This window comes from Streptococcus oralis ATCC 49296, assembly GCF_000185265.1.
Classification (GTDB): Bacteria; Bacillota; Bacilli; order Lactobacillales; family Streptococcaceae; genus Streptococcus; species Streptococcus oralis_BC.
In genome coordinates, this window is sequence record NZ_GL622183.1 from 1,119,544 (window position 1) to 1,141,474 (window position 21,931).

Here is a 21,931-nt window from a genome sequence, read left to right on the forward strand (position 1 = left end):
AGAAGAAATAGAAAATGAGAAACCACCAACTACAAGTTCACAAATTAACCATTTTATCCATGATGATTGCCCTTGACGTAGTTCTTACGCCCATCTTTCGAATTGAAGGGATGGCACCGATGTCCAGTGTAGTCAACATTCTTGCAGGAATCTTGATGGGGCCTGTTTATGCCTTGGTCATGGCTACAGTCACAGCCTTTATCCGTATGTCTACTCAAGGTATTCCGCCCTTGGCCCTCACAGGAGCTACTTTTGGAGCCCTCCTTGCAGGTCTCTTTTATAAGTACGGTCGAAAATTTCATTATTCTGCCCTAGGAGAAATCTTGGGAACAGGGATTATCGGTTCTATTGTTTCCTATCCTGTCATGGTTCTCTTTACGGGATCTGCGGCCAAGCTCAGCTGGTTTATCTACACTCCTCGATTTTTCGGAGCAACCTTGATCGGTACAGCCATAGCTTTTCTTGCCTTTCGATTTTTAATCAAGCAGGAATTCTTTAAAAAAGTACAAGGATATTTCTTTGGTGAAAGGATAGACTGATGCAGGAATTTACAAATCCCTTTCCTCTAACCTCCAGCTCCTTAATTCACTGCATCACCAATGAGATTTCCTGCGAGATGCTGGCCAATGGCATTTTGGCTCTGGGATCTAAACCTGTCATGGCAGATGATCCCCGTGAGGTCCTTGATTTTACCAAACAAAGTCAAGCTCTCTTCATCAATTTGGGGCATTTGTCAGCTGAGAAGGAGAAAGCAATCCGTATGGCAGCTTCTTATGCAGCTCAAGCTTGTCTCCCAATGGTAGTAGATGCGGTTGGCGTAGCAGCATCTCCCATTCGTAAGGGACTAGTTAGAGATCTTTTAGAATACAAGCCCACGGTCCTTAAAGGAAATATGTCAGAAATCCGAAGTCTTGTTGGTTTAAAACACCACGGAGTCGGGGTCGATGCTAGTGCTAAAGATCAAGAAACTGAGGATTTGCTTCAAGTCTTGAGAGACTGGTGTCAGCTTTATCCTGGCATGTCATTCTTAGTCACTGGACCCAAGGACCTCATTGTTTCGGAGAATCAGGTTGCAATATTGGGAAATGGCTGTGCAGAATTGGACTGGATAACAGGGACAGGAGACCTGGTTGGAGCCTTGACAGCCGTTTTTCTCAGTCAAGGAAAGACTGCATTTGAAGCTTCTTGCCTAGCGGTCTCTTATCTCAATATCGCTGCTGAGAGAATAGTTGTTCAAGGAATGGGATTAGAAGATTTTCGTTACCAAGTTCTCAATCAACTCTCTCTCCTAAAAAGAGATGAAAACTGGCTAGAAGCCATCAAAGGAGATTTTTATGAATAGAGAAGTACTTAAACTGTATCTAGTAACCAATCGCTACCAAGATTCCTTGGAAAACTTTCTTGAAAAAGTTGAGACAGCCTGCCGTTCAGGTGTTACCATTGTCCAATTACGAGAAAAAAATCTCACCACCAATCAATACTATCACTTGGCAAAACAAGTCAAAGAAATAACAGATGCCTATCAGGTCCCCTTGATTATCGATGATCGGTTGGATGTTTGTCTTGCAGTCGATACAGCAGGTCTGCATATCGGCGACGATGAACTACCAGTTTCGGTTGCCCGCAAAGTCTTGGGTCCTGAAAAAATCCTCGGTGTTACTGCTAAAACAGTAAAAAGAGCCCTCGAGGCAGAAGAAGGAGGGGCAAATTACTTGGGAACAGGAGCCATTTTCCCGACTACCACCAAAGAAAATGCCCCCATCACTCTGATTTCAACCTTGAAAACAATTTGCCAAACGGTCGCCATTCCAGTAGTTGCTATTGGAGGCTTGACGTCAGAGAATATTGACCAACTTGCTGCAACTGGTATAGCAGGGGTAGCTGTTGTCCGTGATTTGATGCAGGCAGAAGATATTGAGGCAAAAACGCAAGCTTTTTTAACAAAGCTGGATGACATGATTTCCTAATCAAAAACTCTCTAATTCCCTTAAAGCGGGAACTAGAGAGTTTTTTCTTAATCTTTAAAACTTGTATGGTTGACTGGACCAGAACCATGACCGAGTTGAGGGGCGTCTTGGATGGCTTTTGTGATAAAGGCCTTGGCCTTATCGACTGCCTGGTAAAGACTTCTGCCCTTGGCTAGTTCAGCCGTAATCACAGCAGCAAAGGTACATCCAGTACCATGGGTGTGACAGGTTTGAATTCGTGGACTTTCCCAGACAAATTGCTCCTCCTTGGTAAAGAGGAAATCCTTGGCACCGCCTTCGAGATGACCACCTTTGATTACCACAGACTGAGGACCAAATTCTTTTAAAATCAGGCGACCGGCACGTTGCATGTCTTCTGGATTATGAATTGAGAAACCAACAATTTCTTCTGCCTCAGGAAGATTGGGTGTAATAATAGTCGCAAGGGGAAGCAGGTTTGTTTTTAGGTAGCTTCTCGCACTGGTATCAATCAGGGTATCACCGCTTGTTGCGACCATAACAGGGTCAAGGACGTAGGGACAATCTAGCTTTTTAAGATAGGGTTGGATAATTTCCATGATTTCAGTAGTTGCCAGCATACCAGTTTTAACAGCCTGAGGCTTGATATCCGAAAAGACACTCTCCAATTGAGCTTCCAACATTTGGTTGGAGACGTGTTCGATTAATTGAACACCTCTGGTATTTTGAGCGACAAGACTGGTCACAACGGCCATTCCATAGACATCTCTCGCTTGGAACGACTTTAAATCAGCCATAATACCAGCACCGCCACTAGGGTCTGTCCCAGCAATGGTTAGAGCAACGGGTAAATAAGTCATCTAAAACCTCCCAACCAACTGAAGTTTGCATTCTTAAGAACAAGCTAGTCTGTTTCAGGAAAGTAATAGAAGACCAGATAGTCCTCATCATCATTTCCACTTCCATCAGCTAGCATTACCTAGATTGAGTCAAAGGGATCTAACAGTTGTTAATCTCAGCTTTACGCACCCCTAGTGGTTGTTTTCTTTTTTCTACAGTATAGCATATTTTTATAGTTTATATAGTAAAATTTGACTGTAAATCTCTCGTTACAGGATTATAATTCCATTTTTCGAAAAAATAATAAAAATTATAGTTGACAAATGTAGATTTTTGGAGTATACTAATAAATGTAATCGACAAATGTAGATTTAGGAGGTGTGATTATGCAGATTTCAGATGCAGAATGGCAGGTTATGAAGATCATTTGGATGCAGGGCGAGCAGACCAGTAGCGATTTGATCAGGGTTTTAGCGGAACGGTTCGACTGGTCCAAGTCGACCATTCAAACTCTTTTGGCTCGTTTGGTTGAGAAAGAGTGTCTGACAAGGAAAAAAGAAGGCAAGTTCTTTGTCTATTCAGCCCTTTTAACTTTGGACCAAAGTCGGGATTTACTTGTCCAAGATATCAAGGACAAGGTTTGTTCCCGTAGGATTAAGAACTTGTTGGCTGATTTGATTGCTGAATGTGATTTTACTCAGGCTGACTTGGAAGGCTTGGAAGAAGTGATTTCTAAGAAGAAATTAAGCGCTGTAACAGAAGTAAGATGTAATTGTATGTAAAGGAGACGCTATGTTAAATCTATTTGTATCTATTGTTGTTTTAGGAATGATTGCTTTTATCCTCTTTTGGTTTTTCAAAAAACCGCAAGAAGATGCTAAGAGAGCTCAGCAAAAGAATGGCTATCAAGAAATTCGAGTGGAGGTCATGGGAGGATATACTCCAGAAACCATTATCCTCAAAAAATCGCAACCTGCTCGCATTATTTTTGATCGAAAAGATCCTTCACCTTGCTTGGATCAGATTATTTTTCCAGACTTTGGAGTGCATGCAAATCTGCCTATGGGAGACCAATATGTGGTTGAAATCACACCTGAAGAAGCAGGTGAGTATGGTTTCTCTTGTGGCATGAATATGATGCACGGTAAGATGATTGTAGAATAGGAGAATATTATGACTGAAATTGTAAAAGCAAGTCTTGAAAATGGTGTTCAAAAAATCCGTATCACGGCAGACAAAGGCTACCATCCAGCCCACATTCAACTGCAAAAAGGGATTCCTGCTGAGATTACCTTTCATCGTGTGACACCATCAAACTGTTATAAAGAAGTTCTCTTCGAAGAAGAAGGGATCCTAGAACCAATCGACGTAGATGAGGAGAAAGTCATTCGCTTTACTCCTCAAGAATTGGGTGAGCATGAATTTTCATGTGGCATGAAGATGCAAAAGGGGAGTTATACCGTAGTTGAGAAGACGCGAAAATCTCTATCACTTTTACAGCGTTTTTGGATTACTAGTATCTTTACTGTGCCTCTTGTGATTCTCATGATTGGGTTGTCGACAGGAGGAATTAGTCACCAAGTCATGCTTTGGGGAACTTTCTTAGCTACGACCCCCATTATGTTGGTATCTGGAGTTCCTTATATCAGAAGTGCTTGGGCTAGCTTTAAAAAACATAACGCCAACATGGATAGTTTGGTAGCTCTAGGAACCTTGGTAGCTTATGTCTATAGTTTAGTTGCCCTCTTCACTGGTTTGCCTGTTTATTTTGAAATTGCAGGATTTCTCCTCTTTTTCATTCTTTTAGGTGCAGTATTTGAAGAACGCATGCGCAAAAACGCTTCGCAAGCAGTCGAAAAATTATTAGACCTACAAGCAAAAACAGCAGAGGTTTTGCGTGATGATGTTTATGTTCAAATACCTCTAGAACAAGTCAAAGTTGGGGATCTCATTCGCGTTCGACCAGGTGAAAAAATTGCCGTTGATGGTATTGTTTTAGAAGGTGAAACTAGTATTGATGAGTCAATGGTGACTGGGGAAAGTATTCCAGTAGACAAGTCTGCCGGTGATACTGTCATTGGCTCCACCATCAATAACAATGGAACACTTGTTTTTAGGGCAGAAAAAGTTGGTTCTGAGACTATGTTGGCTCAGATTGTGGACTTTGTGAAGAAAGCGCAAACGAGTCGTGCTCCTATTCAAGATTTGACCGACAAGATTTCTGGGATTTTTGTACCAGCAGTTGTCATTTTAGGACTTCTTACTTTTTGGGTCTGGTTTGTTTTACTTGGAGATAGCTTTGTGACTTCTCTTCTTTATGGAGTAGCAGTTTTGATAATTGCCTGTCCTTGTGCACTAGGACTCGCAACACCGACAGCCCTCATGGTGGGAACTGGCCGTAGTGCTAAGATGGGAGTTCTTCTTAAAAATGGAACCGTCTTACAGGAAATTCAGAAAGTCCAAACTCTTGTCTTTGATAAGACAGGGACTTTGACGGAAGGAAAACCAGTTGTCACTGATATTATTGGTGATGAGACAGAAGTACTTGGCTTAGCAGCTTCTTTAGAAGAAGCCTCTCAACACCCACTGGCTCAAGCTATTGTCAAGCGAGCGAGTGAAGCAGAACTTGAGCTTCACACTGTAGAAAATTTCCAAGCTATGCACGGAAAAGGTGTTTCAGGGCAAATCAATGGGAAACAAGCCTTACTTGGAAATGCTAAAATGCTAGATGGCATGGATATTTCGACCGCTTATAAGGAAAAACTTGAAGAATTGGAAAAAGAAGCTAAGACAGTTGCGTACTTGGCTGTTGACAATGAAATCAAAGGCTTGCTTGCCCTGCAAGATATTCCCAAAGAAAATGCCAAGCTCGCCATCAGTCAGCTGAAAAAACGTGGTCTTAGAACGGTCATGCTTACCGGAGATAATGCTGGAGTAGCGCATGCGATTGCAGAGCAAATTGGAATTGAAGAAGTGATTGCAAATGTCTTGCCAGAGGAAAAGGCACATGAAATTCACAAGCTTCAAAAGAATGGTAAACTTGCCTTTGTTGGAGATGGCATCAATGATGCGCCAGCCCTCAGTGTAGCGGATGTCGGAATTGCCATGGGCTCTGGGACAGATATTGCCATTGAATCCGCAGATCTTGTCCTTACAACCAACAATTTACTAGGATTGGCACGTGCTTTTGATATGAGTAAGAAGACCTTTAATCGTATTCTACTCAATCTTTTCTGGGCTTCTATCTATAACCTCATTGGTATTCCGATTGCAGCAGGAGTTTTTTCAGGTATTGGTCTGGTGCTCAACCCAGAACTGGCTGGTCTAGCCATGGCCTTTAGTTCTGTATCTGTTTTGATTAGTTCACTCATGCTAAACGTTACTAAGATAGACTAAAAAGCGGGCTTGCTCGCTTTTTATTATAAAACAGTTCTAAAAAACGCTTTCAAACTGTACTGTAATAGAGAATAAAAACTTCTGAGCACATTCTTAGGAGACCCAAAACAAATGTGGTAAAGTAGTAGAGTAAAAATTTGCTGAAACGTTTCCAATTAGTATATGAAAACGGATTTATCAAGTTTTAAAAATATTTGAAGGAGAGTTATCATTATGACTCAAGGGAAAATTACTGCATCAGCAGCAATGCTCAACGTATTGAAAACATGGGGCGTAGACACAATCTACGGTATCCCATCAGGAACACTCAGCTCATTGATGGACGCTTTGGCTGAAGACAAAGATATCCGCTTCTTGCAAGTTCGCCACGAAGAAACAGGTGCTCTTGCAGCGGTTATGCAAGCTAAATTCGGCGGCTCAATCGGGGTTGCAGTTGGTTCAGGTGGTCCAGGTGCGACTCACTTGATTAACGGTGTTTACGATGCAGCTATGGATAACACTCCATTCCTTGCTATCCTTGGATCACGTCCTGTTAACGAACTCAACATGGATGCCTTCCAAGAATTGAACCAAAACCCAATGTACAACGGTATCGCTGTCTACAACAAACGTGTAGCATACGCTGAGCAATTACCAAAAGTAATTGACGAAGCTTGCCGTGCTGCAGTTTCTAAAAAAGGTCCAGCTGTTGTTGAAATTCCAGTAAACTTCGGTTTCCAAGAAATCGATGAAAACTCATACTACGGTTCAGGTTCGTACGAACGTTCATTCATCGCTCCTGCCTTGAACGAAGTTGAAGTCGACAAAGCTGTTGAAATCTTGAACAATGCTGAACGCCCAGTTATCTACGCTGGTTACGGTGGTGTTAAAGCTGGTGAAGTGATTACTGAATTGTCACGTAAAATTAAAGCACCAATCATCACAACTGGTAAAAACTTTGAAGCCTTTGAATGGAACTATGAAGGTTTGACAGGTTCTGCTTACCGTGTTGGTTGGAAACCAGCCAACGAAGTTGTCTTTGAAGCAGACACAGTTCTTTTCCTTGGTTCAAACTTCCCATTTGCTGAAGTTTACGAAGCCTTCAAGAACACTGAAAAATTCATCCAAGTGGATATCGACCCTTACAAACTTGGTAAACGTCATGCCCTTGACGCTTCAATCCTTGGTGACGCAGGTCAAGCAGCGAAAGCTATCCTTGACAAAGTGAACCCAGTTGAATCTACTCCATGGTGGCGTGCAAACGTTAAGAACAACCAAAACTGGCGTGATTACATGAACAAACTCGAAGGTAAAACTGAGGGTGAATTGCAATTGTACCAAGTTTACAATGCAATCAACAAACATGCTGATCAAGACGCTATCTACTCAATCGACGTAGGTGACACTACTCAAACATCTACTCGTCACCTTCACATGACACCTAAGAACATGTGGCGTACATCTCCACTCTTTGCGACAATGGGTATTGCCCTTCCTGGTGGTATCGCTGCTAAGAAAGACAATCCAGATCGCCAAGTATGGAACATCATGGGTGACGGTGCATTCAACATGTGCTACCCAGACGTTATCACAAACGTTCAATACGACCTTCCAGTTATCAACGTTGTCTTCTCAAATGGTAAATATGCCTTCATCAAGGACAAATACGAAGACACAAACAAACACTTGTTTGGTTGTGACTTCCCTAACGCGGACTACGCGAAAATCGCTGAAGCGCAAGGTGCTGTAGGATTTACAGTTGATCGTATCGAAGACATCGACGCAGTTGTTGCAGAAGCTGTGAAACTCAATAAAGAAGGTAAAACTGTTGTGATCGATGCTCGCATCTCTCAACATCGTCCACTTCCAGTAGAAGTACTTGAATTGGATCCAAAACAACACTCAGAAGAAGCAATCAAAGCCTTCAAGGAAAAATACGAAGCAGAAGAACTCGTACCATTCCGCCTCTTCTTGGAAGAAGAAGGATTGCAATCACGCGCAATCAAATAATTCCTCTCGTCGAAAATCAAATGTAAACTTTGTAGATTTTATTCTTTGATTTTCAAGAGTCTAACTTGAAAAGATCGGAGCAATCCGGTCTTTTTCTGGAGGATAGTAAATGAATTTAAATCAATTAGATATCATCGTTTCAGATGTTCCTCAAGTCTGTGCTGACTTGGAGCGTATTTTGGATAAAAAAGCCGATTATGTTGACGACAGTTTTGCACAGTTCACGATTGGCAGTCATTGTCTCATGTTGTCTCAAAATCATTTGATTCCTTTGGAAAACTTTCAGTCAGGCATCATTCTTCACATAGAGGTTGAGGATGTAGAGCAGAACTACCAACGGTTGAAAGATCTTGGTATCACAGTTTTAAACGGCCCAGCTGTAACTGATTGGGGAACGGAATCGCTACTAGTTAAAGGCCCTGCTGGTCTAGTGATTGATTTTTATCGTATGAAATAGGGCGCGTAGTCATTTGACGTTAACCTTAGCTATTTTTAAAACAGAAATTGAGAATGTGAATTATTAAAAGATCGGAGCAATCCGGTCTTTTTCTGTTTCCTCTTTCTTATCACAAGATTGTGATAGTTTACATCTTCATAACAAAAGCTACAAAGTCTTGATTGTTTTGAAAAAAGATTATAAAATATGATTCATAAAAATGAAAGAGGTTTTGAAAATGTCTGAAAAACAAATGAAAATTTTGGGTTGGGTAGCGACCTTTATGTCTGTTATGATGTATGTCTCTTACTTCCCACAAATCATGAACAACTTGGCTGGTCAAAAAGGCAACTTCATCCAACCCTTAGTCGCAGCCATCAACTGTAGTCTATGGGTTTATTAAGGTCTTTTCAAGAAAGAAAGAGATATTCCCCTTGCGGCTGCTAATGCGCCAGGTATCGTTTTTGGTCTGGTAACGGCTATCACAGCTTTGATTTAAAAAGAAGACTGGTTTCAGTCTTTTTTTCGTATATATAAAAGTAAGTTTAGTGCTATCATTATCCAGAGAGTTCAAAACTTTTTGCCTTCTTTTTAGTATAATAGAAGTAATAAATCAATCGAGGTAAAGTGATGACAGAAATACTACAATTTCCAGAAGGATTTCTCTGGGGTGGTGCAACGGCGGCTAATCAATGTGAGGGTGCTTATAATCAGGACGGTCGTGGTCTTGCTAATGTGGATGTGGTACCGATTGGTCCAGACCGTGAGGCCATTATTACAGGTCAGAAAAAGATGTTTTCGTTTGAGGAGGGCTATTTTTACCCAGCAAAGGAAGGCATTGATATGTACCATCATTACAAGGAAGATATTGCGCTTTTTGCAGAAATGGGATTTAAAACCTATCGACTTTCCATTGCTTGGACTCGGATTTTTCCTCAAGGTGACGAAGCAGAGCCAAATGAAGCTGGTCTAGCCTTTTATGAGGATTTGTTTAAGGAATGTCACAAGTATGGAATTGAGCCACTGGTGACCATCACGCATTTCGATTGCCCCATGCACTTAATTAGGGAGTACGGTGGTTGGCGCAACCGTCGCATGTTGGACTTTTACGCAAATCTCTGTCGTACCCTCTTTGCCCGTTACAAGGGCTTGGTCAAGTACTGGCTAACCTTCAACGAAATCAATATGATTTTGCATGCCCCCTTTTTAGGAGCCGGGATTTGTTTTGAAGAGGGGGAAAATCAAGAGCAAGTCAAATACCAAGCAGCTCACCATGAGCTGGTAGCCTCGGCTATGGCGACTAAAATTGCCCACGAAATTGACCCAGAAAACAAGGTGGGATGTATGTTGGCAGCAGGGCAATATTATCCGAACACTGCCCATCCGAGAGACTACTGGGCAGCCATGGAAGAAGACCGTAAGAGTTACTTTTTCATTGATGTTCAAGCGCGTGGGGAATACCCAAACTATGCCAAGAAGCAGTGGGAGCGTGAGGAGATAGAAATTGAACTGACGACAGAAGATTTGGACTTGTTAAAGAATCACACTGTTGATTTTGTTTCCTTCTCTTATTATGCGAGTCGAGTGGCTTCAGGTGATCCAGAAGTGAGGAATCTGACAGCTGGAAATGTCTTTGCCTCTATCAAAAATCCCTATCTGAAATCCTCTGAATGGGGTTGGCAGATTGACCCACTGGGGCTTCGTATCACCCTCAATGCCATCTGGGATCGTTATCAAAAACCCATGTTCATCGTAGAAAATGGACTCGGCGCTATGGATACGCCAGATGAAAATGGCTATGTAGCGGATGACTATCGGATTGCTTATCTAGAAGCCCACATCAAGGCTATGCGAGATGCTATTTACCAAGATGGCGTTGAATTGCTTGGTTATACGACTTGGGGTTGTATAGATCTGGTTTCAGCTGGAACAGGCGAAATGAACAAGCGATATGGCTTTATCTATGTGGATCGTGATAATGCAGGTCAAGGAAGTCTCAAACGGAGCAAGAAGAAATCCTTCTACTGGTACAAGAATGTCATTGCCAGCAATGGTGCAAGTATTAAGTAGAGCATATTTGTTCACTATTTTTATAAAATCTTCTCCCTACTTTATAATGTGTGAAAAAGAGTTCAATTAGACCTGGCTTTTTGCTATAATGAGGTGAGAAAAACAGACAGGAGAATAAGATGTCAGAACCATTATTTTTACAATCAGTTATGCAAGAAAAAATCTGGGGTGGAACCAAGCTACGTGATGAGTTTGGCTATGACATTCCAAGTGAAAAAATCGGAGAATACTGGGCTATTTCAGCCCACCCAAATGGGGTTTCAAAGGTTGCTAATGGTCGCTTTGAAGGAATAGACCTTGCTACTTTGTATGCGGAACACCGTGAATTGTTTGGCAATCGTCCAGAGCCTGTATTTCCACTGTTGACCAAAATTCTCGATGCCAACGACTGGCTCAGTGTCCAAGTTCATCCAGACGATGCCTATGGACTCGAGCATGAAGGAGAACTTGGAAAAACAGAGTGCTGGTATATCATTGCAGCGGATGAGGGATCAGAGATTATCTATGGCCACAATGCCAAGTCAAAAGAAGAACTCCGTCAGCAAATTGAGGACAAGAACTGGGATGCCTTGCTGACAAAAGTGCCTGTCAAGGCTGGAGATTTCTTCTATGTACCAAGTGGAACTATGCACGCTATTGGCGCAGGTATCTTGATTCTTGAAACCCAGCAGTCTAGTGATACCACCTATCGCGTCTATGACTTTGACCGCAAGGATGACAAGGGCAACCTGCGTGAACTTCACCTTGAAAAATCCATCGATGTCTTGAACATTGGTGAACCCGCAAATAGCCGTCCTGTAACTATCAAAGCTGATGATTTACGCTCAACTCTACTTGTATCCAATGAATTCTTTGCCGTTTACAAGTGGGAAGTTACTGGGAAAGTTGACTTTGAAAAGACAGCTGACTATAGCTTGTTTAGCGTCTTGGCTGGTCAAGGTCAGCTTACTGTTGACGGAAAAAACTATCCAATCCAAAAAGGCAGCCACTTTATCCTACCAAGTGATGTTGAAGCTTGGACTCTGGAAGGACAAGGTTTAGAATTGATTGTCAGTCATCCATAAAAAAAGGGCCTGAGTTCATTACTCAAGTCCTTTTTGATTACATAAATTGGGCGATAAAAACCACAATGATGATGATAGGAATGATAAAACGAAGAAGGAAGAGCCAGACTTGGAAAAGTCCCTGTTTCCATGCTTTTTCATCAAGATGGAGTTCTTCCTGGGCAAGGGCCTTTTTGAAGATGTAGCCTGTAAAGAGTGAAAGGCAGAGAGCTCCAAATGGCATGAGGAGATTGGAAACCAAGAAGTCCATAGCATCAAAGAAAGTCTTTCCAAAAATGTGAACATCCGCTATAACTCCATAGGATAGAGCAGAAGGAATTCCAAAGACGAAGGTCAAGATTCCTAAAATGGCACTCCATTTGGCACGTTTGCTGTTATCCTGGTTGGTGATATTGCCCACATTGATCTCCAGCATCACGACAGAAGAAGTGACTGTCGCAAAAAGGAAGAGCAAGAGGAAAAGGATGTAGAAAATGGTTCCAAAGGGCATCTTGTCAAAGAGTTGAGGCAAGACGATGAAAAGGAGGCTGGGTCCCCCTTCAGACTGGATATTGAAGGCTGACATGGCTGGGAAAATGGCTAGACCTGCCATGATGGATACCGAGATGTTCATGGCTACAATGGAAATCCCTGATTGGACCAGATTAGTTTTTTTGTCCAAGTAGGACGCATAGGTCAGCATGGCTGTCACCCCTAGTGAGAGGGCAAAGAAAGATTGTCCCAGAGCATAGAGGAGACCAGCACTGGTCAGTTTTGAAAAGTCTGGTTTTAGGAAGTAAAGAACCCCTTCCATGGCATTTGGCAAGCTGAGAGAGCGCCCAATGATCACGACAAAGATGATAAAGAGCAGGGGCATCATGACTTTCGAAGCTCTTTCGATCCCTTTTTGGACCCCACGTGATACAATAAAGATATTCAATAAGATAAAGGCAGCTTGAGCTCCTAGTGCAATGGCTGGATTTGAAATGATTGAAGTAAATAACTGAGCATAATCACCCGTTCCACCAAGTTGGAACAATTTTCCAAACTCAATACCTAGATAGACTAGAATCCATCCTCCGATGACACTGTAAAAGGAGAGGAGGATAAAGAGGGCAAAGGCACCAATCCAACCGATAAAGTTGTACTTGTTATTCTTGCCTAGTTTTCCAAAGGTTTTGATAGCGGAAACGCCAGCACTACGGCCAAGGGCAAACTCAGCCAGCAGGAGCGGGAAACCGATTAAAATAGTAGAAATGAGAAAGACTAGTAAAAAGCCTCCACCTCCATTAGCAGCAGTCATGTAGGGAAATTTCCAAACGGCTCCAAGTCCGATGGCTGAACCAGCAGATGCTAGGATAAAGCCTAGTTTCGAGCCCCATTGCGATTTTTCTGACATAGTTAAACTCCAATCTCCTTTTTCAAAATAAGAAAAGGCTACTTGAGTTGTCAAATAGCCTTCTCTCAATGGCTCTTTATGAGCCTTCTGTTTGATTGATAGACTTGACTATCCTATCATGTTTTCAAAGGTCTGTCAAGAAAACCATTTTCAAGTTTTCACACCTTTCTCAAAAAGTTAAAAATTTTTCTCAAAAACGCTTGACTCTGACCTAAGGGGAGGGGTTATACTATTTCTTGTAAGGAGGAAATCATGTACCATATAAAAGAAGCTGCGCAGCTTTCAGGTGTCTCTGTCAAGACCCTGCACCACTACGATAAGATAGGACTCTTGGTTCCGTTGAAGTCGGAAAACGGCTATCGAACCTACAGTCAAGAGGATTTGGAACGACTTCAGGTCATTCTGTACTACAAATATCTAGGTTTTTCTTTAGAAAAAATAGCAGAGCTGTTAAAGGAAGAAAGGACAGATTTATTGCCCCATTTGACCAGACAGTTGGACTATCTAACTCGAGAAAGGCAACATCTGGATACCTTGATTTCCACCTTGCAAAAAACCATTCAAGAACAAAAAGGAGAAAGAAAAATGACCATTGAGGAAAAATTCACTGGATTTAGCTATCAAGACAATCAAAAATACCACCAAGAGGCGGTAGAGAAATATGGACAAGAAGTCATGGGAGAAGCGCTCGAGCGCCAAAAAGGCCGCGAAGATGAGGCTACGACTGCCTTTAACCAAGTTTTTCAAGCTTTGGCTCATAATCTTAAAAATGGACTAGCTGCAACAGCAGCTGAAAACCAAGAGCAAGCAGCTAAGCTCTTGCAAGCCATTCGTACTTATGGATTTGACTGCTCTATTGAAGTCTTCGGTCATATCGGTAAAGGCTACGTCTACAACCCAGAGTTTAAGGAAAACATTGACAAGTTTGGTTCTGGAACAGCTCAATATACATCAGATGTTATTGCAACTTACGTTCAGACAAATGCAGAATAAATAGGCTAGGAATTTCCTAGCCTATTTTTTACTTTAAATCATAAAGCCAGTCGTCACCGTCTTTGTAGTAAAAGAATTCACTGAGATCATCTTCCAAAAAAACACGAAGCATATCAGACATATCATCGGTGGCCAGTTTTAGATGAGATAGATTGTCAAAATCTTCCCACCAAACCTTCCCTTCGTATGAAGACTGGAGTTCACCAGTAAAGTGTTCGGTCTTGTAAAATAGAACGACGTAACGGTAATCCTTCTCGTCATACCAGTCCTTTATCCCACAGAGTTGGGGTTTGGAAATGGTCAGACCAGTTTCTTCCTTCACTTCACGAATGACAGCATCGACAAAGGATTCGCCACGTTCAACATGACCACCAGGAAAAGTAATGCCAGGCCAGTCGGGATTAACTCGGTCTTGAACCAGAACCTTGTCTCCGTTTTGAATCATACACATATTGACAAATTCGACTGTTTCTTTTCTGTTCATTTTTCACAACCTTTTATCTTTAATCATAATGCAGACTTCCTGCCACCCAGCCGGTGCAGAGGGCAGAAGTGATGTTGAAGCCACCCGTGTGGGCATTGATATCTATGACTTCGCCAGCAAAGTGGAGACCAGGAACGAGCTTACTTTCCAGAGTTTTGGGATTGATTTCCTTGAGACTGACACCGCCTTTGGTGACAAATGACTTGGCAAGAGACATTTTGCCAGTCACAGGGATTCTGAGGGCCTTGATGGACTGGAGAAGTTGTTCGCGTTCCTTTTCAGTCAGTTGTTTGACTTTTTCAGGATAGCCTTGCGACAAAAATTCTGCCAAGCGTTCTGGAAGCAAAGTTTTTAAAGCATTTTTCAAGGATTTTTCCCGATTATCTTCTAGAAATGCAGCCAAGTCCTTTTCAGAAAGTTGAGGTAAGACATCCAGCGAGAGAACCTCCCCGCCCTTGACAAAGCTGGACATACGCAGAGCAGCAGGACCGGATAGACCAAAGTGGGTAAAGAGCAAATCGTGGGTGATGACATGCTTACCATAGCTCAAGGTCACATCGTCTAGTGAAATCCCTTGAAGCGCTTTGTGTGGAAAATCAGTCAACAATGGGCTCTCAGCAGCTTCAAGCTCGGTAATGGTATGTTTGAAATGACGGGCAATCTCGTGACCAAAACCAGTAGAACCAGTAGACGGATAGGATTTTCCGCCAGTTGTGACAATGAGTTTATCACAAGTGAAGTTTTGGTCTGCGGACTTAAGGACAAACTGGTCATCCACCTTTTTAACAGAAACAATCTCTGTTTGAGTAGCAACTTGACCACCGAGTTCAGTGATTTTCTTTTCCAAGGCCTCGATAATGGTCCGAGACTTATCACTAGCAGGAAAGACGCGTCCGTGGTCCTCGACCTTAAGTTTGACTCCATTTTCCGTAAAAAAGTTAATGATATCATGGTTATCAAACTGAGAAAATACACTGTATAAAAAGCGCCCGTTACCAGGAATTCCAGCTAATAGGTCATCTAAAGTTCCATTGTTGGTCACATTACAACGACCACCGCCCGTTCCAGCTAATTTTTTCCCAAGTTTTCGATTTTTTTCGATGAGTAGAGTTTTCTGACCATAAAAGCTACTGGAAATGGTAGCCATCATACCTGCAGGTCCTCCACCAATGACAATAGTATCAAAATGTTTCATAGCTCTATTGTACCACAAAAAACAAGAGATGCTTGACATCTCTTGTTGCTCATAATCTTAGTTGATTTCATATCCCATCAACAAACCGCCATCTTCTGCATAGAAACTGCAGAGACCAGACGTTGGGATGATTTTGATATCCGCTTGTGGGAAGGATTCCAGCAAGCGTTCTGACAATTGCTGACAGAATTTTTCATTGCTGCGATGAGCCATGACGATACGGCCACCAGCGTAGCCAGCTTTGATGAGTTCTTCATAGGCTGATTGAAGGGATTTTTTTGGTCCACGCGCTTTTTGTAGCAGTTCTAAGGTTCCAGTTTCACTTGCTTCCCCAACCATACGGATGTTGAGGAGGCCAACGACTGTACCGATAAGCTTACTCAAACGGCCATTTTTGACCAAGTTATCGACCTTAGCAAGGACAAAAAGCAACTTCGTTTTTTCTTGGTAGGCTGTAATAGCTTCAACAATTTCCTCATAAGAAAGTCCTTGATCAATCAAGCTATTGATTTTCTCGACAATCAAGTCAACCTCACCACCTGCAGACAATGTATCGATTACATGAATCTGAGTGTCAGGGTGTTCTTCAAGGTAGATATTTTTAGCGAGCTGTGCACTATTATGGCTACCTGAAAGAGTACCAGTGATAGTAACGACAAAGATATGCTTAGCACCTTCAAATGCTCGCAAGTAATCATCAGGGCTAGGACAAGCTGATTTTGAAGCCTCAGAAGTCGCATACATGGTTTCCATCATGTGGTCAATGTCAAGATTGGCATCATCGATAAAGACCTGATCAGCTACTTGAATGGTTAAAGGAACACTAACAAATTCCGTATCAATAGCAGGAGTTGCTAGTCGACGATAATCACAACCAGAGTCAGCTACAATTTTCCAAGTCATAGAAATTCTCCATCTTTGTCACTTATACATTGACAAAGGTTCTGTCTTTTTTTACAATTATATCATGAAAGCCCTTGAAACAAAAGTACCACCTCTCTGTTGTCACAAGTAGAAAGAAATTGTTATGTCTGAACGTAAAATATCTGAAAAATCTCTTGAAAATCTCAGAAAATCAAATCAAGAATCCAATTTTTTAACTAGAGAAGCAATCGAGACGGCTCTTTTGCAACTTCTAGAGAAAAAAGACTTGGCCAAGATCAGCATTTCGGAGCTGGTCAAACGAGCGGGCGTCTCTCGTGCTGCCTTCTATCGTAACTATGGCTCCAAAGAAGAGATTTTGGAAAGTGTCTTTAAACGCAGTGTCCATAACATTATGGAACAGTTGAGCCACTACGATGTCAAAACAGACCTTTATCTAGTCTGGGTACACCTTTTCCGCGCAGCCAAGAAAGAAGCCAAGGTTATCCAACTTGCTCTGGACTACCATTTGGAAAAGATTTTTGTCCAAGCCATGCAGGAATTTCTAGAAAAATACCACGGAAAATCAAAAGGCGTTAGCAGCTACCTCCATTCCTTTTGGAGTTCTGCCATCGTATCGGTTCTGCTCAAATGGATCAAGGATGGCATGAAGGTTCCGGCTGAAAAGATTGCAGATTTACGCTTGCCATTTTTCAAAAAGTAGAGGATAAGGAGAAGAATTATGACAGAAAAAAGACTGGCTTGGGATGAGTACTTTGCAGCCCAGGCTTTACTGATTGCCAATCGTTCGACCTGCAAACGTGCCAAAGTGGGAGCTGTCCTCGTTAAGGACAATAAAGTCATTTCAACAGGCTATAATGGTTCCGTATCGGGAACGGAGCACTGTATTGACCACGAATGTCTGGTCATTGAAGGTCACTGTGTTCGAACCCTTCACGCCGAGGTTAATGCCATCTTGCAAGGAGCCGAACGAGGGGTTCCAAGAGGATTTACAGCCTATGTGACCCATTTTCCGTGTCTGAACTGCACCAAACAACTGCTACAAGTTGGTTGCAAGCGCGTGGTTTATATCAACCAGTACCGAATGGATGACTATGCCCAGTACCTTTATCATGAAAAAGGCACCGAGTTGACCCATTTACCATTAGAGACTGTTCAGACAGCTCTTCAAGAGGCAGATTTGATTTAAAAATTAATAAAAAGAAATGGTTTAGAAAGCTTTTTAAACCGTTTTTTGATATAATAAGAAGAATAAATTGAAAGAAGGAATTCAGAAAATGGGAAAAATTGAAGTCATTAATCATCCACTCATTCAACACAAATTGTCAATCTTGCGTCGTACAGACACATCTACAAAAGCTTTTCGTGAGCTAGTAGATGAGATTGCAATGTTGATGGGATATGAAGTACTTCGTGATCTTCCACTTGAAGACGTGGAAATCGAAACACCTATCACAAAGACCGTTCAAAAACAATTGGCTGGGAAAAAATTGGCGATTGTCCCAATCTTGCGTGCAGGTATCGGGATGGTAGATGGCCTCTTGAGCTTGGTTCCAGCAGCTAAAGTTGGTCATATCGGTATGTATCGTGATGAAGAAACCCTTCAACCAGTTGAATACTTGGTGAAATTGCCTGAGGATATTGACCAACGTCAAATCTTTGTCGTTGATCCAATGTTGGCAACAGGTGGCTCAGCAATCTTGGCAGTAGATTCGCTTAAAAAACGTGGCGCTTCAAATATCAAGTTTGTCTGCCTAGTATCTGCTCCAGAGGGAGTGAAAGCTCTTCAAGAAGCACACCCAGATGTAGAAATCTTTACAGCAGCCTTGGATGAACGCTTGAACGAACACGGTTATATCGTTCCAGGTCTTGGAGATGCTGGAGACCGCTTGTTCGGTACTAAATAAAATCCCAAAGTAAGTAGTGAAACTAGAAGTTCGTTTTTAACTTGAAAGGAGGTTGAGTTTTTGTTTCTGTTTAGAGAATAGAGCAAAAATTTGACCTTTTTTGACCAAAAAGATATAATAGTCCTGTATTGAGTCGTAAGACTAAGAAAATTCAACATTAAAAGGAGAAATGAATGATTCCTGTAGTTATTGAACAAACAAGCCGTGGAGAACGTTCCTATGACATTTACTCTCGTCTTCTGAAAGACCGCATCATCATGCTAACTGGTCCAGTTGAAGACAACATGGCCAACTCCGTTATTGCTCAGTTGCTCTTCTTGGATGCCCAAGACAGCACAAAAGATATTTACCTTTATGTCAATACACCTGGAGGCTCTGTTTCAGCTGGTTTGGCAATCGTTGATACCATGAACTTTATCAAAGCGGATGTCCAAACAATCGTTATGGGGATGGCTGCATCCATGGGTACTGTCATCGCATCAAGTGGTGCAAAAGGCAAACGTTTCATGCTTCCAAATGCAGAGTATATGATTCACCAACCAATGGGTGGTACAGGTGGTGGTACCCAACAGACAGATATGGCAATCGCTGCAGAGCACTTGCTCAAAACTCGTAAGACTTTGGAGCAAATCCTTGCAGATAACTCTGGTAAATCAGTCGAGCAAATTCATGCAGATGCAGAACGTGATTACTGGATGAGTGCCCAAGAAACACTTGAATATGGCTTTATCGATGAAATCATGGCCAATAATTCGTTAAGCTAAGCAACCTAGAAAGCAAACTCGACGGAGTTTGCTTTTTTTGATATAATAGGAGAAGATTTCTTAGAAAGAGGATTCCTCATGTTTGAAAAAACAAATCGATCAGGATTAATCATCTATCTCTACTATAATCGAGACGCAAAAAGACTTCAGGAATACGGTGATATCTGTTACCATTCCAAAAAACATCGTTACTTGCAGCTCTATGTTCCAACTGAGGAGCTAGATGACTTAGTTGAGAGATTAGGTAAGGAAAGATATATCAAGAAAATTAGACGTTGCCATATTCAAGAGCTAGAAACTCCCTTCGTTGGGAATCTCTATCGGACTGAAGAAAACGTTATCATTTAAAAAAGTTAAACAAATACATTGACAATTTTCTGATAATTCGGTATATTCTTAACATACAATTTTTGAAACAACTATAAGGAGATTAAAAATGAAGAAAAAATTTGCCCTATCTTTTGTGGCTCTTGCTAGTGTGGCTCTTCTTGCTGCCTGTGGAGAGGTCAAGTCAGGAGCGTCAAACACAACTGGAAATCCAGTGGACGAAAAAACGATTAAGATCGGTTTTAACTTTGAAGAGACAGGTGCTGTGGCAGCTTACGGTGCAGCTGAACAAAAAGGTGCCCAACTTGCTGTAGACGAAATCAACGCTGCAGGTGGAATTGATGGAAAACAAATCGAAGTTGTAGACAAAGACAACAAGTCTGAAACTGCTGAAGCAGCTTCTGTTACAACAAACCTTGTTACCCAATCAAAAGTAGCAGCTATTGTAGGACCTGCGACATCTGGTGCAACTGCTGCAGCTGTAGCTAACGCTACTAAAGCTGGAGTGCCATTGATTTCACCAAGTGCTACTCAAGACGGTTTGACTAAAGGTCAAGATTACCTATTTATCGGAACATTCCAGGATAGCTTCCAAGGGAAGATTATCTCTAACTATGTAACAAACAAATTGAATGCTAAGAAGGTTGTTCTTTATACTGACAATGCTAGTGACTATGCTAAAGGTATTGCTAAATCTTTCCGCGAAGCCTACAAGGGTGAGATTGTAGCAGATGAAACATTTGTAGCAGGTGATACTGACTTCCAAGCAGCCCTTACTAAAATGAAAGACAAAGAGTTTGATGCTATCGTTGTTCCAGGTTACTACACAGAAGCTGGTAAAATTGTAAACCAAGCTCGTGGTATGGGAATTGATAAGCCAATCATTGGTGGTGATGGATTTAACGGTGAAGAATTTGTTCAACAAGCAACTGCTGAAAGAGCATCAAACATTTACTTCATCTCTGGATTCTCAACAACAGTTGATGTTTCTGCAAAAGCTAAAGCTTTCCTTGAAGCATACCGTGCTAAATACAACGAAGAGCCTTCAACATTCTCAGCTTTGGCCTATGACTCAGTTTACCTAGTAGCAAATGCTGCAAAAGGTGCTAAAAACTCAGGTGAGATCAAAGACAACCTTGCTAAAACCAAAGATTTTGATGGTGTAACTGGTCAAACAAGCTTTGATGCTGACCACAATACAGTGAAAACTGCTTACATGATGACCATGAACAATGGTAAAGTTGAAGAAGCAGAAGTTGTAAAACCATAACATTAGAATAGTAATTGAAATGGGGAATGAGCCTTTGACTCACTCCCTGTTTCGGTGTTTATGAACTTGTGAAAATAATGAAATTTTCTAAAAAATAACGATAGAAAAGAGTGAATGCTATGCTCCAACAACTTGTGAATGGTCTAATTCTGGGTAGTGTTTATGCACTTTTGGCTCTGGGTTATACCATGGTTTATGGAATTATCAAACTCATCAACTTCGCCCATGGCGATATATACATGATGGGTGCCTTTATTGGTTACTTTTTGATTAATTCTTTCCAAATGGATTTCTTTTTAGCTTTAATTATTTCAATGGCAGGGACCGCACTACTTGGTGTTGTGATTGAGTTTCTTGCCTACCGTCCTTTACGACACTCTACACGTATTGCTGTATTGATTACTGCCATCGGAGTGTCTTTCCTACTGGAATACGGAATGGTTTATCTAGTAGGCGCCAATACTCGTGCCTTCCCTCAAGCAATTGAAACAGTCCGCTTTGACTTGGGACCAATTAGCTTGACAAATGTTCAATTGATGATTTTAGCAGTTTCTGTACTCTTGATGGTTTTATTGCAATTGATTGTCCAAAAAACAAAAATGGGGAAAGCCATGCGTGCGGTATCAGTTGATAGTGACGCAGCTCAATTGATGGGAATTAATGTAAATCGTACAATCAGTTTTACCTTTGCTTTGGGTTCAGCCCTTGCTGGTGCAGCAGGTGTCCTCATTGCCCTTTACTACAACTCTCTTGAACCTTTGATGGGTGTGACTCCAGGTCTGAAATCATTCGTTGCGGCCGTACTCGGTGGTATCGGGATTATTCCTGGTGCAGCTCTAGGGGGATTTGTAATTGGCTTGTTGGAAACATTTGCTACTGCCTTCGGTATGTCTGATTTCCGTGATGCTATCGTATATGGAATCTTGCTTTTGATTCTGATTGTTCGACCTGCAGGTATCCTTGGTAAGAATGTGAAAGAGAAGGTGTAAA

23 protein-coding genes, 1 pseudogene and 1 riboswitch are annotated in these 21,931 nt (G+C 41.7%); of the genes and pseudogenes, 19 read left to right on the forward strand and 5 right to left on the reverse strand.

The genetic code is table 11. The features are described 5' to 3' along the window. Window positions 1-14 precede the first annotated feature (14 nt). From thiW to thiE, 3 genes are read left to right on the forward strand one after another with little or no spacing between them, the layout of a single operon-like run. Window positions 15-539, forward strand: a complete 525-nt coding sequence (gene thiW / locus HMPREF8578_RS07645) for an energy coupling factor transporter S component ThiW (protein WP_001244055.1) — start codon at window positions 15-17, stop codon at window positions 537-539. Beyond that, window positions 539-1,342, forward strand: a complete 804-nt coding sequence (gene thiM / locus HMPREF8578_RS07650; RefSeq protein WP_002893106.1) for a hydroxyethylthiazole kinase — start codon at window positions 539-541, stop codon at window positions 1,340-1,342. Before thiW ends, thiM begins: the two co-directional genes overlap by 1 nt. Continuing rightward, window positions 1,335-1,967 carry a thiamine phosphate synthase gene (thiE, locus tag HMPREF8578_RS07655; RefSeq protein ID WP_001078565.1) on the forward strand — a complete coding sequence of 211 codons (633 nt, stop codon included), beginning with the start codon at window positions 1,335-1,337 and terminating at the stop codon, window positions 1,965-1,967. The genes thiM and thiE overlap by 8 nt, the downstream gene beginning before the upstream one ends. Window positions 1,968-2,014: 47 nt before the next feature. Here the strand turns inward: thiE and thiD are convergent, their stop codons facing one another. Next, window positions 2,015-2,806 (reverse strand): bifunctional hydroxymethylpyrimidine kinase/phosphomethylpyrimidine kinase, encoded by a 792-nt coding sequence (gene thiD / locus HMPREF8578_RS07660; protein WP_000221727.1) that lies wholly within the window; start codon window positions 2,804-2,806, stop codon window positions 2,015-2,017. A gap of 84 nt (window positions 2,807-2,890) precedes the next feature. After that, window positions 2,891-2,989: riboswitch (TPP riboswitch) on the reverse strand. A 183-nt stretch (window positions 2,990-3,172) separates the two neighbouring features. Between thiD and HMPREF8578_RS07665 the strand changes: the two genes are divergently transcribed. The 8 genes and pseudogenes from HMPREF8578_RS07665 (at window position 3,173) to manA (ending at window position 11,741) form a co-directional block, all read left to right on the forward strand. Then, entirely contained in the window at window positions 3,173-3,568 is a 396-nt protein-coding gene (locus HMPREF8578_RS07665) for a CopY/TcrY family copper transport repressor (RefSeq protein ID WP_001167185.1), read from the forward strand. Window positions 3,569-3,578: 10 nt separating this feature from the next. Next, window positions 3,579-3,950: a cupredoxin domain-containing protein gene (locus tag HMPREF8578_RS07670; protein ID WP_000933320.1), complete on the forward strand. Its 372-nt coding sequence runs from the start codon at window positions 3,579-3,581 to the stop codon at window positions 3,948-3,950. A gap of 9 nt (window positions 3,951-3,959) precedes the next feature. Beyond that, entirely contained in the window at window positions 3,960-6,182 is a 2,223-nt protein-coding gene (locus tag HMPREF8578_RS07675; RefSeq protein WP_000136339.1) for a heavy metal translocating P-type ATPase, read from the forward strand. Between the two features lie 213 nt (window positions 6,183-6,395). Beyond that, a complete protein-coding gene (spxB, locus tag HMPREF8578_RS07680; protein ID WP_000191826.1) occupies window positions 6,396-8,171 on the forward strand; it encodes a pyruvate oxidase in 1,776 nt (591 codons plus the stop codon). Between the two features lie 109 nt (window positions 8,172-8,280). After that, window positions 8,281-8,628: a VOC family protein gene (locus HMPREF8578_RS07685; protein ID WP_001052637.1), complete on the forward strand. Its 348-nt coding sequence runs from the start codon at window positions 8,281-8,283 to the stop codon at window positions 8,626-8,628. Between the two features lie 217 nt (window positions 8,629-8,845). Beyond that, a pseudogene (locus HMPREF8578_RS07690) lies at window positions 8,846-9,106 on the forward strand (SemiSWEET family transporter). Between the two features lie 131 nt (window positions 9,107-9,237). Further along, window positions 9,238-10,677, forward strand: a complete 1,440-nt coding sequence (locus HMPREF8578_RS07695) for a 6-phospho-beta-glucosidase (RefSeq protein WP_000136074.1) — start codon at window positions 9,238-9,240, stop codon at window positions 10,675-10,677. A 119-nt stretch (window positions 10,678-10,796) separates the two neighbouring features. Next, window positions 10,797-11,741 carry a mannose-6-phosphate isomerase, class I gene (gene manA, locus HMPREF8578_RS07700; protein WP_001294291.1) on the forward strand — a complete coding sequence of 315 codons (945 nt, stop codon included), beginning with the start codon at window positions 10,797-10,799 and terminating at the stop codon, window positions 11,739-11,741. A gap of 37 nt (window positions 11,742-11,778) precedes the next feature. Here manA and HMPREF8578_RS07705 read toward each other — a convergent pair whose 3' ends face one another. Next, window positions 11,779-13,119 (reverse strand): sodium-dependent transporter, encoded by a 1,341-nt coding sequence (locus HMPREF8578_RS07705; RefSeq protein WP_025168828.1) that lies wholly within the window; start codon window positions 13,117-13,119, stop codon window positions 11,779-11,781. Between the two features lie 252 nt (window positions 13,120-13,371). Here HMPREF8578_RS07705 and HMPREF8578_RS07710 point away from each other — a divergent pair, with 252 nt between their 5' ends. Continuing rightward, on the forward strand, window positions 13,372-14,112 hold the full coding sequence (locus tag HMPREF8578_RS07710; protein ID WP_000274789.1) for a MerR family transcriptional regulator: 741 nt from the start codon (window positions 13,372-13,374) through the stop codon (window positions 14,110-14,112). A 28-nt stretch (window positions 14,113-14,140) separates the two neighbouring features. Here HMPREF8578_RS07710 and HMPREF8578_RS07715 read toward each other — a convergent pair whose 3' ends face one another. Genes HMPREF8578_RS07715 through HMPREF8578_RS07725 form a run of 3 tightly spaced genes read right to left on the reverse strand, consistent with a single transcriptional unit; the run spans window position 14,141 to window position 16,694 of the window. After that, complete coding sequence (locus HMPREF8578_RS07715) at window positions 14,141-14,596, reverse strand: 8-oxo-dGTP diphosphatase (protein ID WP_002893114.1); 456 nt, start codon at window positions 14,594-14,596, stop codon at window positions 14,141-14,143. A gap of 19 nt (window positions 14,597-14,615) precedes the next feature. Then, the gene (locus tag HMPREF8578_RS07720; RefSeq protein ID WP_000680064.1) at window positions 14,616-15,791 is read right to left on the reverse strand and encodes a BaiN/RdsA family NAD(P)/FAD-dependent oxidoreductase; all 1,176 of its coding nucleotides are present in this window, start codon (window positions 15,789-15,791) and stop codon (window positions 14,616-14,618) included. A 57-nt stretch (window positions 15,792-15,848) separates the two neighbouring features. Continuing rightward, window positions 15,849-16,694, reverse strand: coding sequence for a DegV family protein (locus tag HMPREF8578_RS07725; protein ID WP_000219961.1), 846 nt, complete (start codon window positions 16,692-16,694; stop codon window positions 15,849-15,851). Window positions 16,695-16,818: 124 nt separating this feature from the next. Here HMPREF8578_RS07725 and HMPREF8578_RS07730 point away from each other — a divergent pair, with 124 nt between their 5' ends. The 7 genes from HMPREF8578_RS07730 to HMPREF8578_RS07760 all read left to right on the forward strand — a co-directional run bounded on the left by HMPREF8578_RS07730 (window position 16,819) and on the right by HMPREF8578_RS07760 (window position 21,930). Then, window positions 16,819-17,376: a TetR/AcrR family transcriptional regulator gene (locus HMPREF8578_RS07730; protein ID WP_000003901.1), complete on the forward strand. Its 558-nt coding sequence runs from the start codon at window positions 16,819-16,821 to the stop codon at window positions 17,374-17,376. Between the two features lie 18 nt (window positions 17,377-17,394). Next, window positions 17,395-17,862: a deoxycytidylate deaminase gene (locus tag HMPREF8578_RS07735; RefSeq protein WP_000136990.1), complete on the forward strand. Its 468-nt coding sequence runs from the start codon at window positions 17,395-17,397 to the stop codon at window positions 17,860-17,862. Between the two features lie 88 nt (window positions 17,863-17,950). Next, window positions 17,951-18,580 (forward strand): uracil phosphoribosyltransferase, encoded by a 630-nt coding sequence (gene upp, locus HMPREF8578_RS07740; RefSeq protein WP_000515974.1) that lies wholly within the window; start codon window positions 17,951-17,953, stop codon window positions 18,578-18,580. Window positions 18,581-18,753: 173 nt separating this feature from the next. Next, window positions 18,754-19,344, forward strand: a complete 591-nt coding sequence (gene clpP / locus HMPREF8578_RS07745; protein WP_000613467.1) for an ATP-dependent Clp protease proteolytic subunit ClpP — start codon at window positions 18,754-18,756, stop codon at window positions 19,342-19,344. Between the two features lie 78 nt (window positions 19,345-19,422). After that, window positions 19,423-19,692, forward strand: a complete 270-nt coding sequence (locus HMPREF8578_RS07750; RefSeq protein ID WP_000462112.1) for a YlbG family protein — start codon at window positions 19,423-19,425, stop codon at window positions 19,690-19,692. A gap of 88 nt (window positions 19,693-19,780) precedes the next feature. After that, a complete protein-coding gene (locus HMPREF8578_RS07755; RefSeq protein ID WP_000726125.1) occupies window positions 19,781-20,941 on the forward strand; it encodes an ABC transporter substrate-binding protein in 1,161 nt (386 codons plus the stop codon). 119 nt (window positions 20,942-21,060) lie between these two features. Beyond that, window positions 21,061-21,930, forward strand: a complete 870-nt coding sequence (locus tag HMPREF8578_RS07760; protein ID WP_000941413.1) for a branched-chain amino acid ABC transporter permease — start codon at window positions 21,061-21,063, stop codon at window positions 21,928-21,930. Window position 21,931 lies beyond the last annotated feature (1 nt).

Bases quoted from the DNA above. Each gene is read 5' to 3' on its own strand.
- HMPREF8578_RS07755 (WP_000726125.1), top strand. From the start codon at position 19,781: ATGAAGAAAAAATTTGCCCTATCTTTTGTGGCTCTTGCTAGTGTGGCT.
- HMPREF8578_RS07675 (WP_000136339.1), top strand. From the start codon at position 3,960: ATGACTGAAATTGTAAAAGCAAGTCTTGAAAATGGTGTTCAAAAAATC.
- HMPREF8578_RS07705 (WP_025168828.1), bottom strand. From the start codon at position 13,119: ATGTCAGAAAAATCGCAATGGGGCTCGAAACTAGGCTTTATCCTAGCA.
- HMPREF8578_RS07735 (WP_000136990.1), top strand. From the start codon at position 17,395: ATGACAGAAAAAAGACTGGCTTGGGATGAGTACTTTGCAGCCCAGGCT.
- thiE (WP_001078565.1), top strand. From the start codon at position 1,335: ATGAATAGAGAAGTACTTAAACTGTATCTAGTAACCAATCGCTACCAA.
- HMPREF8578_RS07710 (WP_000274789.1), top strand. From the start codon at position 13,372: ATGTACCATATAAAAGAAGCTGCGCAGCTTTCAGGTGTCTCTGTCAAG.
- HMPREF8578_RS07730 (WP_000003901.1), top strand. From the start codon at position 16,819: ATGTCTGAACGTAAAATATCTGAAAAATCTCTTGAAAATCTCAGAAAA.
- HMPREF8578_RS07670 (WP_000933320.1), top strand. From the start codon at position 3,579: ATGTTAAATCTATTTGTATCTATTGTTGTTTTAGGAATGATTGCTTTT.
- thiD (WP_000221727.1), bottom strand. From the start codon at position 2,806: ATGACTTATTTACCCGTTGCTCTAACCATTGCTGGGACAGACCCTAGT.
- thiM (WP_002893106.1), top strand. From the start codon at position 539: ATGCAGGAATTTACAAATCCCTTTCCTCTAACCTCCAGCTCCTTAATT.
- thiW (WP_001244055.1), top strand. From the start codon at position 15: ATGAGAAACCACCAACTACAAGTTCACAAATTAACCATTTTATCCATG.
- HMPREF8578_RS07750 (WP_000462112.1), top strand. From the start codon at position 19,423: ATGTTTGAAAAAACAAATCGATCAGGATTAATCATCTATCTCTACTAT.
- manA (WP_001294291.1), top strand. From the start codon at position 10,797: ATGTCAGAACCATTATTTTTACAATCAGTTATGCAAGAAAAAATCTGG.
- spxB (WP_000191826.1), top strand. From the start codon at position 6,396: ATGACTCAAGGGAAAATTACTGCATCAGCAGCAATGCTCAACGTATTG.
- upp (WP_000515974.1), top strand. From the start codon at position 17,951: ATGGGAAAAATTGAAGTCATTAATCATCCACTCATTCAACACAAATTG.
- HMPREF8578_RS07695 (WP_000136074.1), top strand. From the start codon at position 9,238: ATGACAGAAATACTACAATTTCCAGAAGGATTTCTCTGGGGTGGTGCA.
- clpP (WP_000613467.1), top strand. From the start codon at position 18,754: ATGATTCCTGTAGTTATTGAACAAACAAGCCGTGGAGAACGTTCCTAT.
- HMPREF8578_RS07715 (WP_002893114.1), bottom strand. From the start codon at position 14,596: ATGAACAGAAAAGAAACAGTCGAATTTGTCAATATGTGTATGATTCAA.
- HMPREF8578_RS07665 (WP_001167185.1), top strand. From the start codon at position 3,173: ATGCAGATTTCAGATGCAGAATGGCAGGTTATGAAGATCATTTGGATG.
- HMPREF8578_RS07760 (WP_000941413.1), top strand. From the start codon at position 21,061: ATGCTCCAACAACTTGTGAATGGTCTAATTCTGGGTAGTGTTTATGCA.
- HMPREF8578_RS07720 (WP_000680064.1), bottom strand. From the start codon at position 15,791: ATGAAACATTTTGATACTATTGTCATTGGTGGAGGACCTGCAGGTATG.
- HMPREF8578_RS07685 (WP_001052637.1), top strand. From the start codon at position 8,281: ATGAATTTAAATCAATTAGATATCATCGTTTCAGATGTTCCTCAAGTC.
- HMPREF8578_RS07725 (WP_000219961.1), bottom strand. From the start codon at position 16,694: ATGACTTGGAAAATTGTAGCTGACTCTGGTTGTGATTATCGTCGACTA.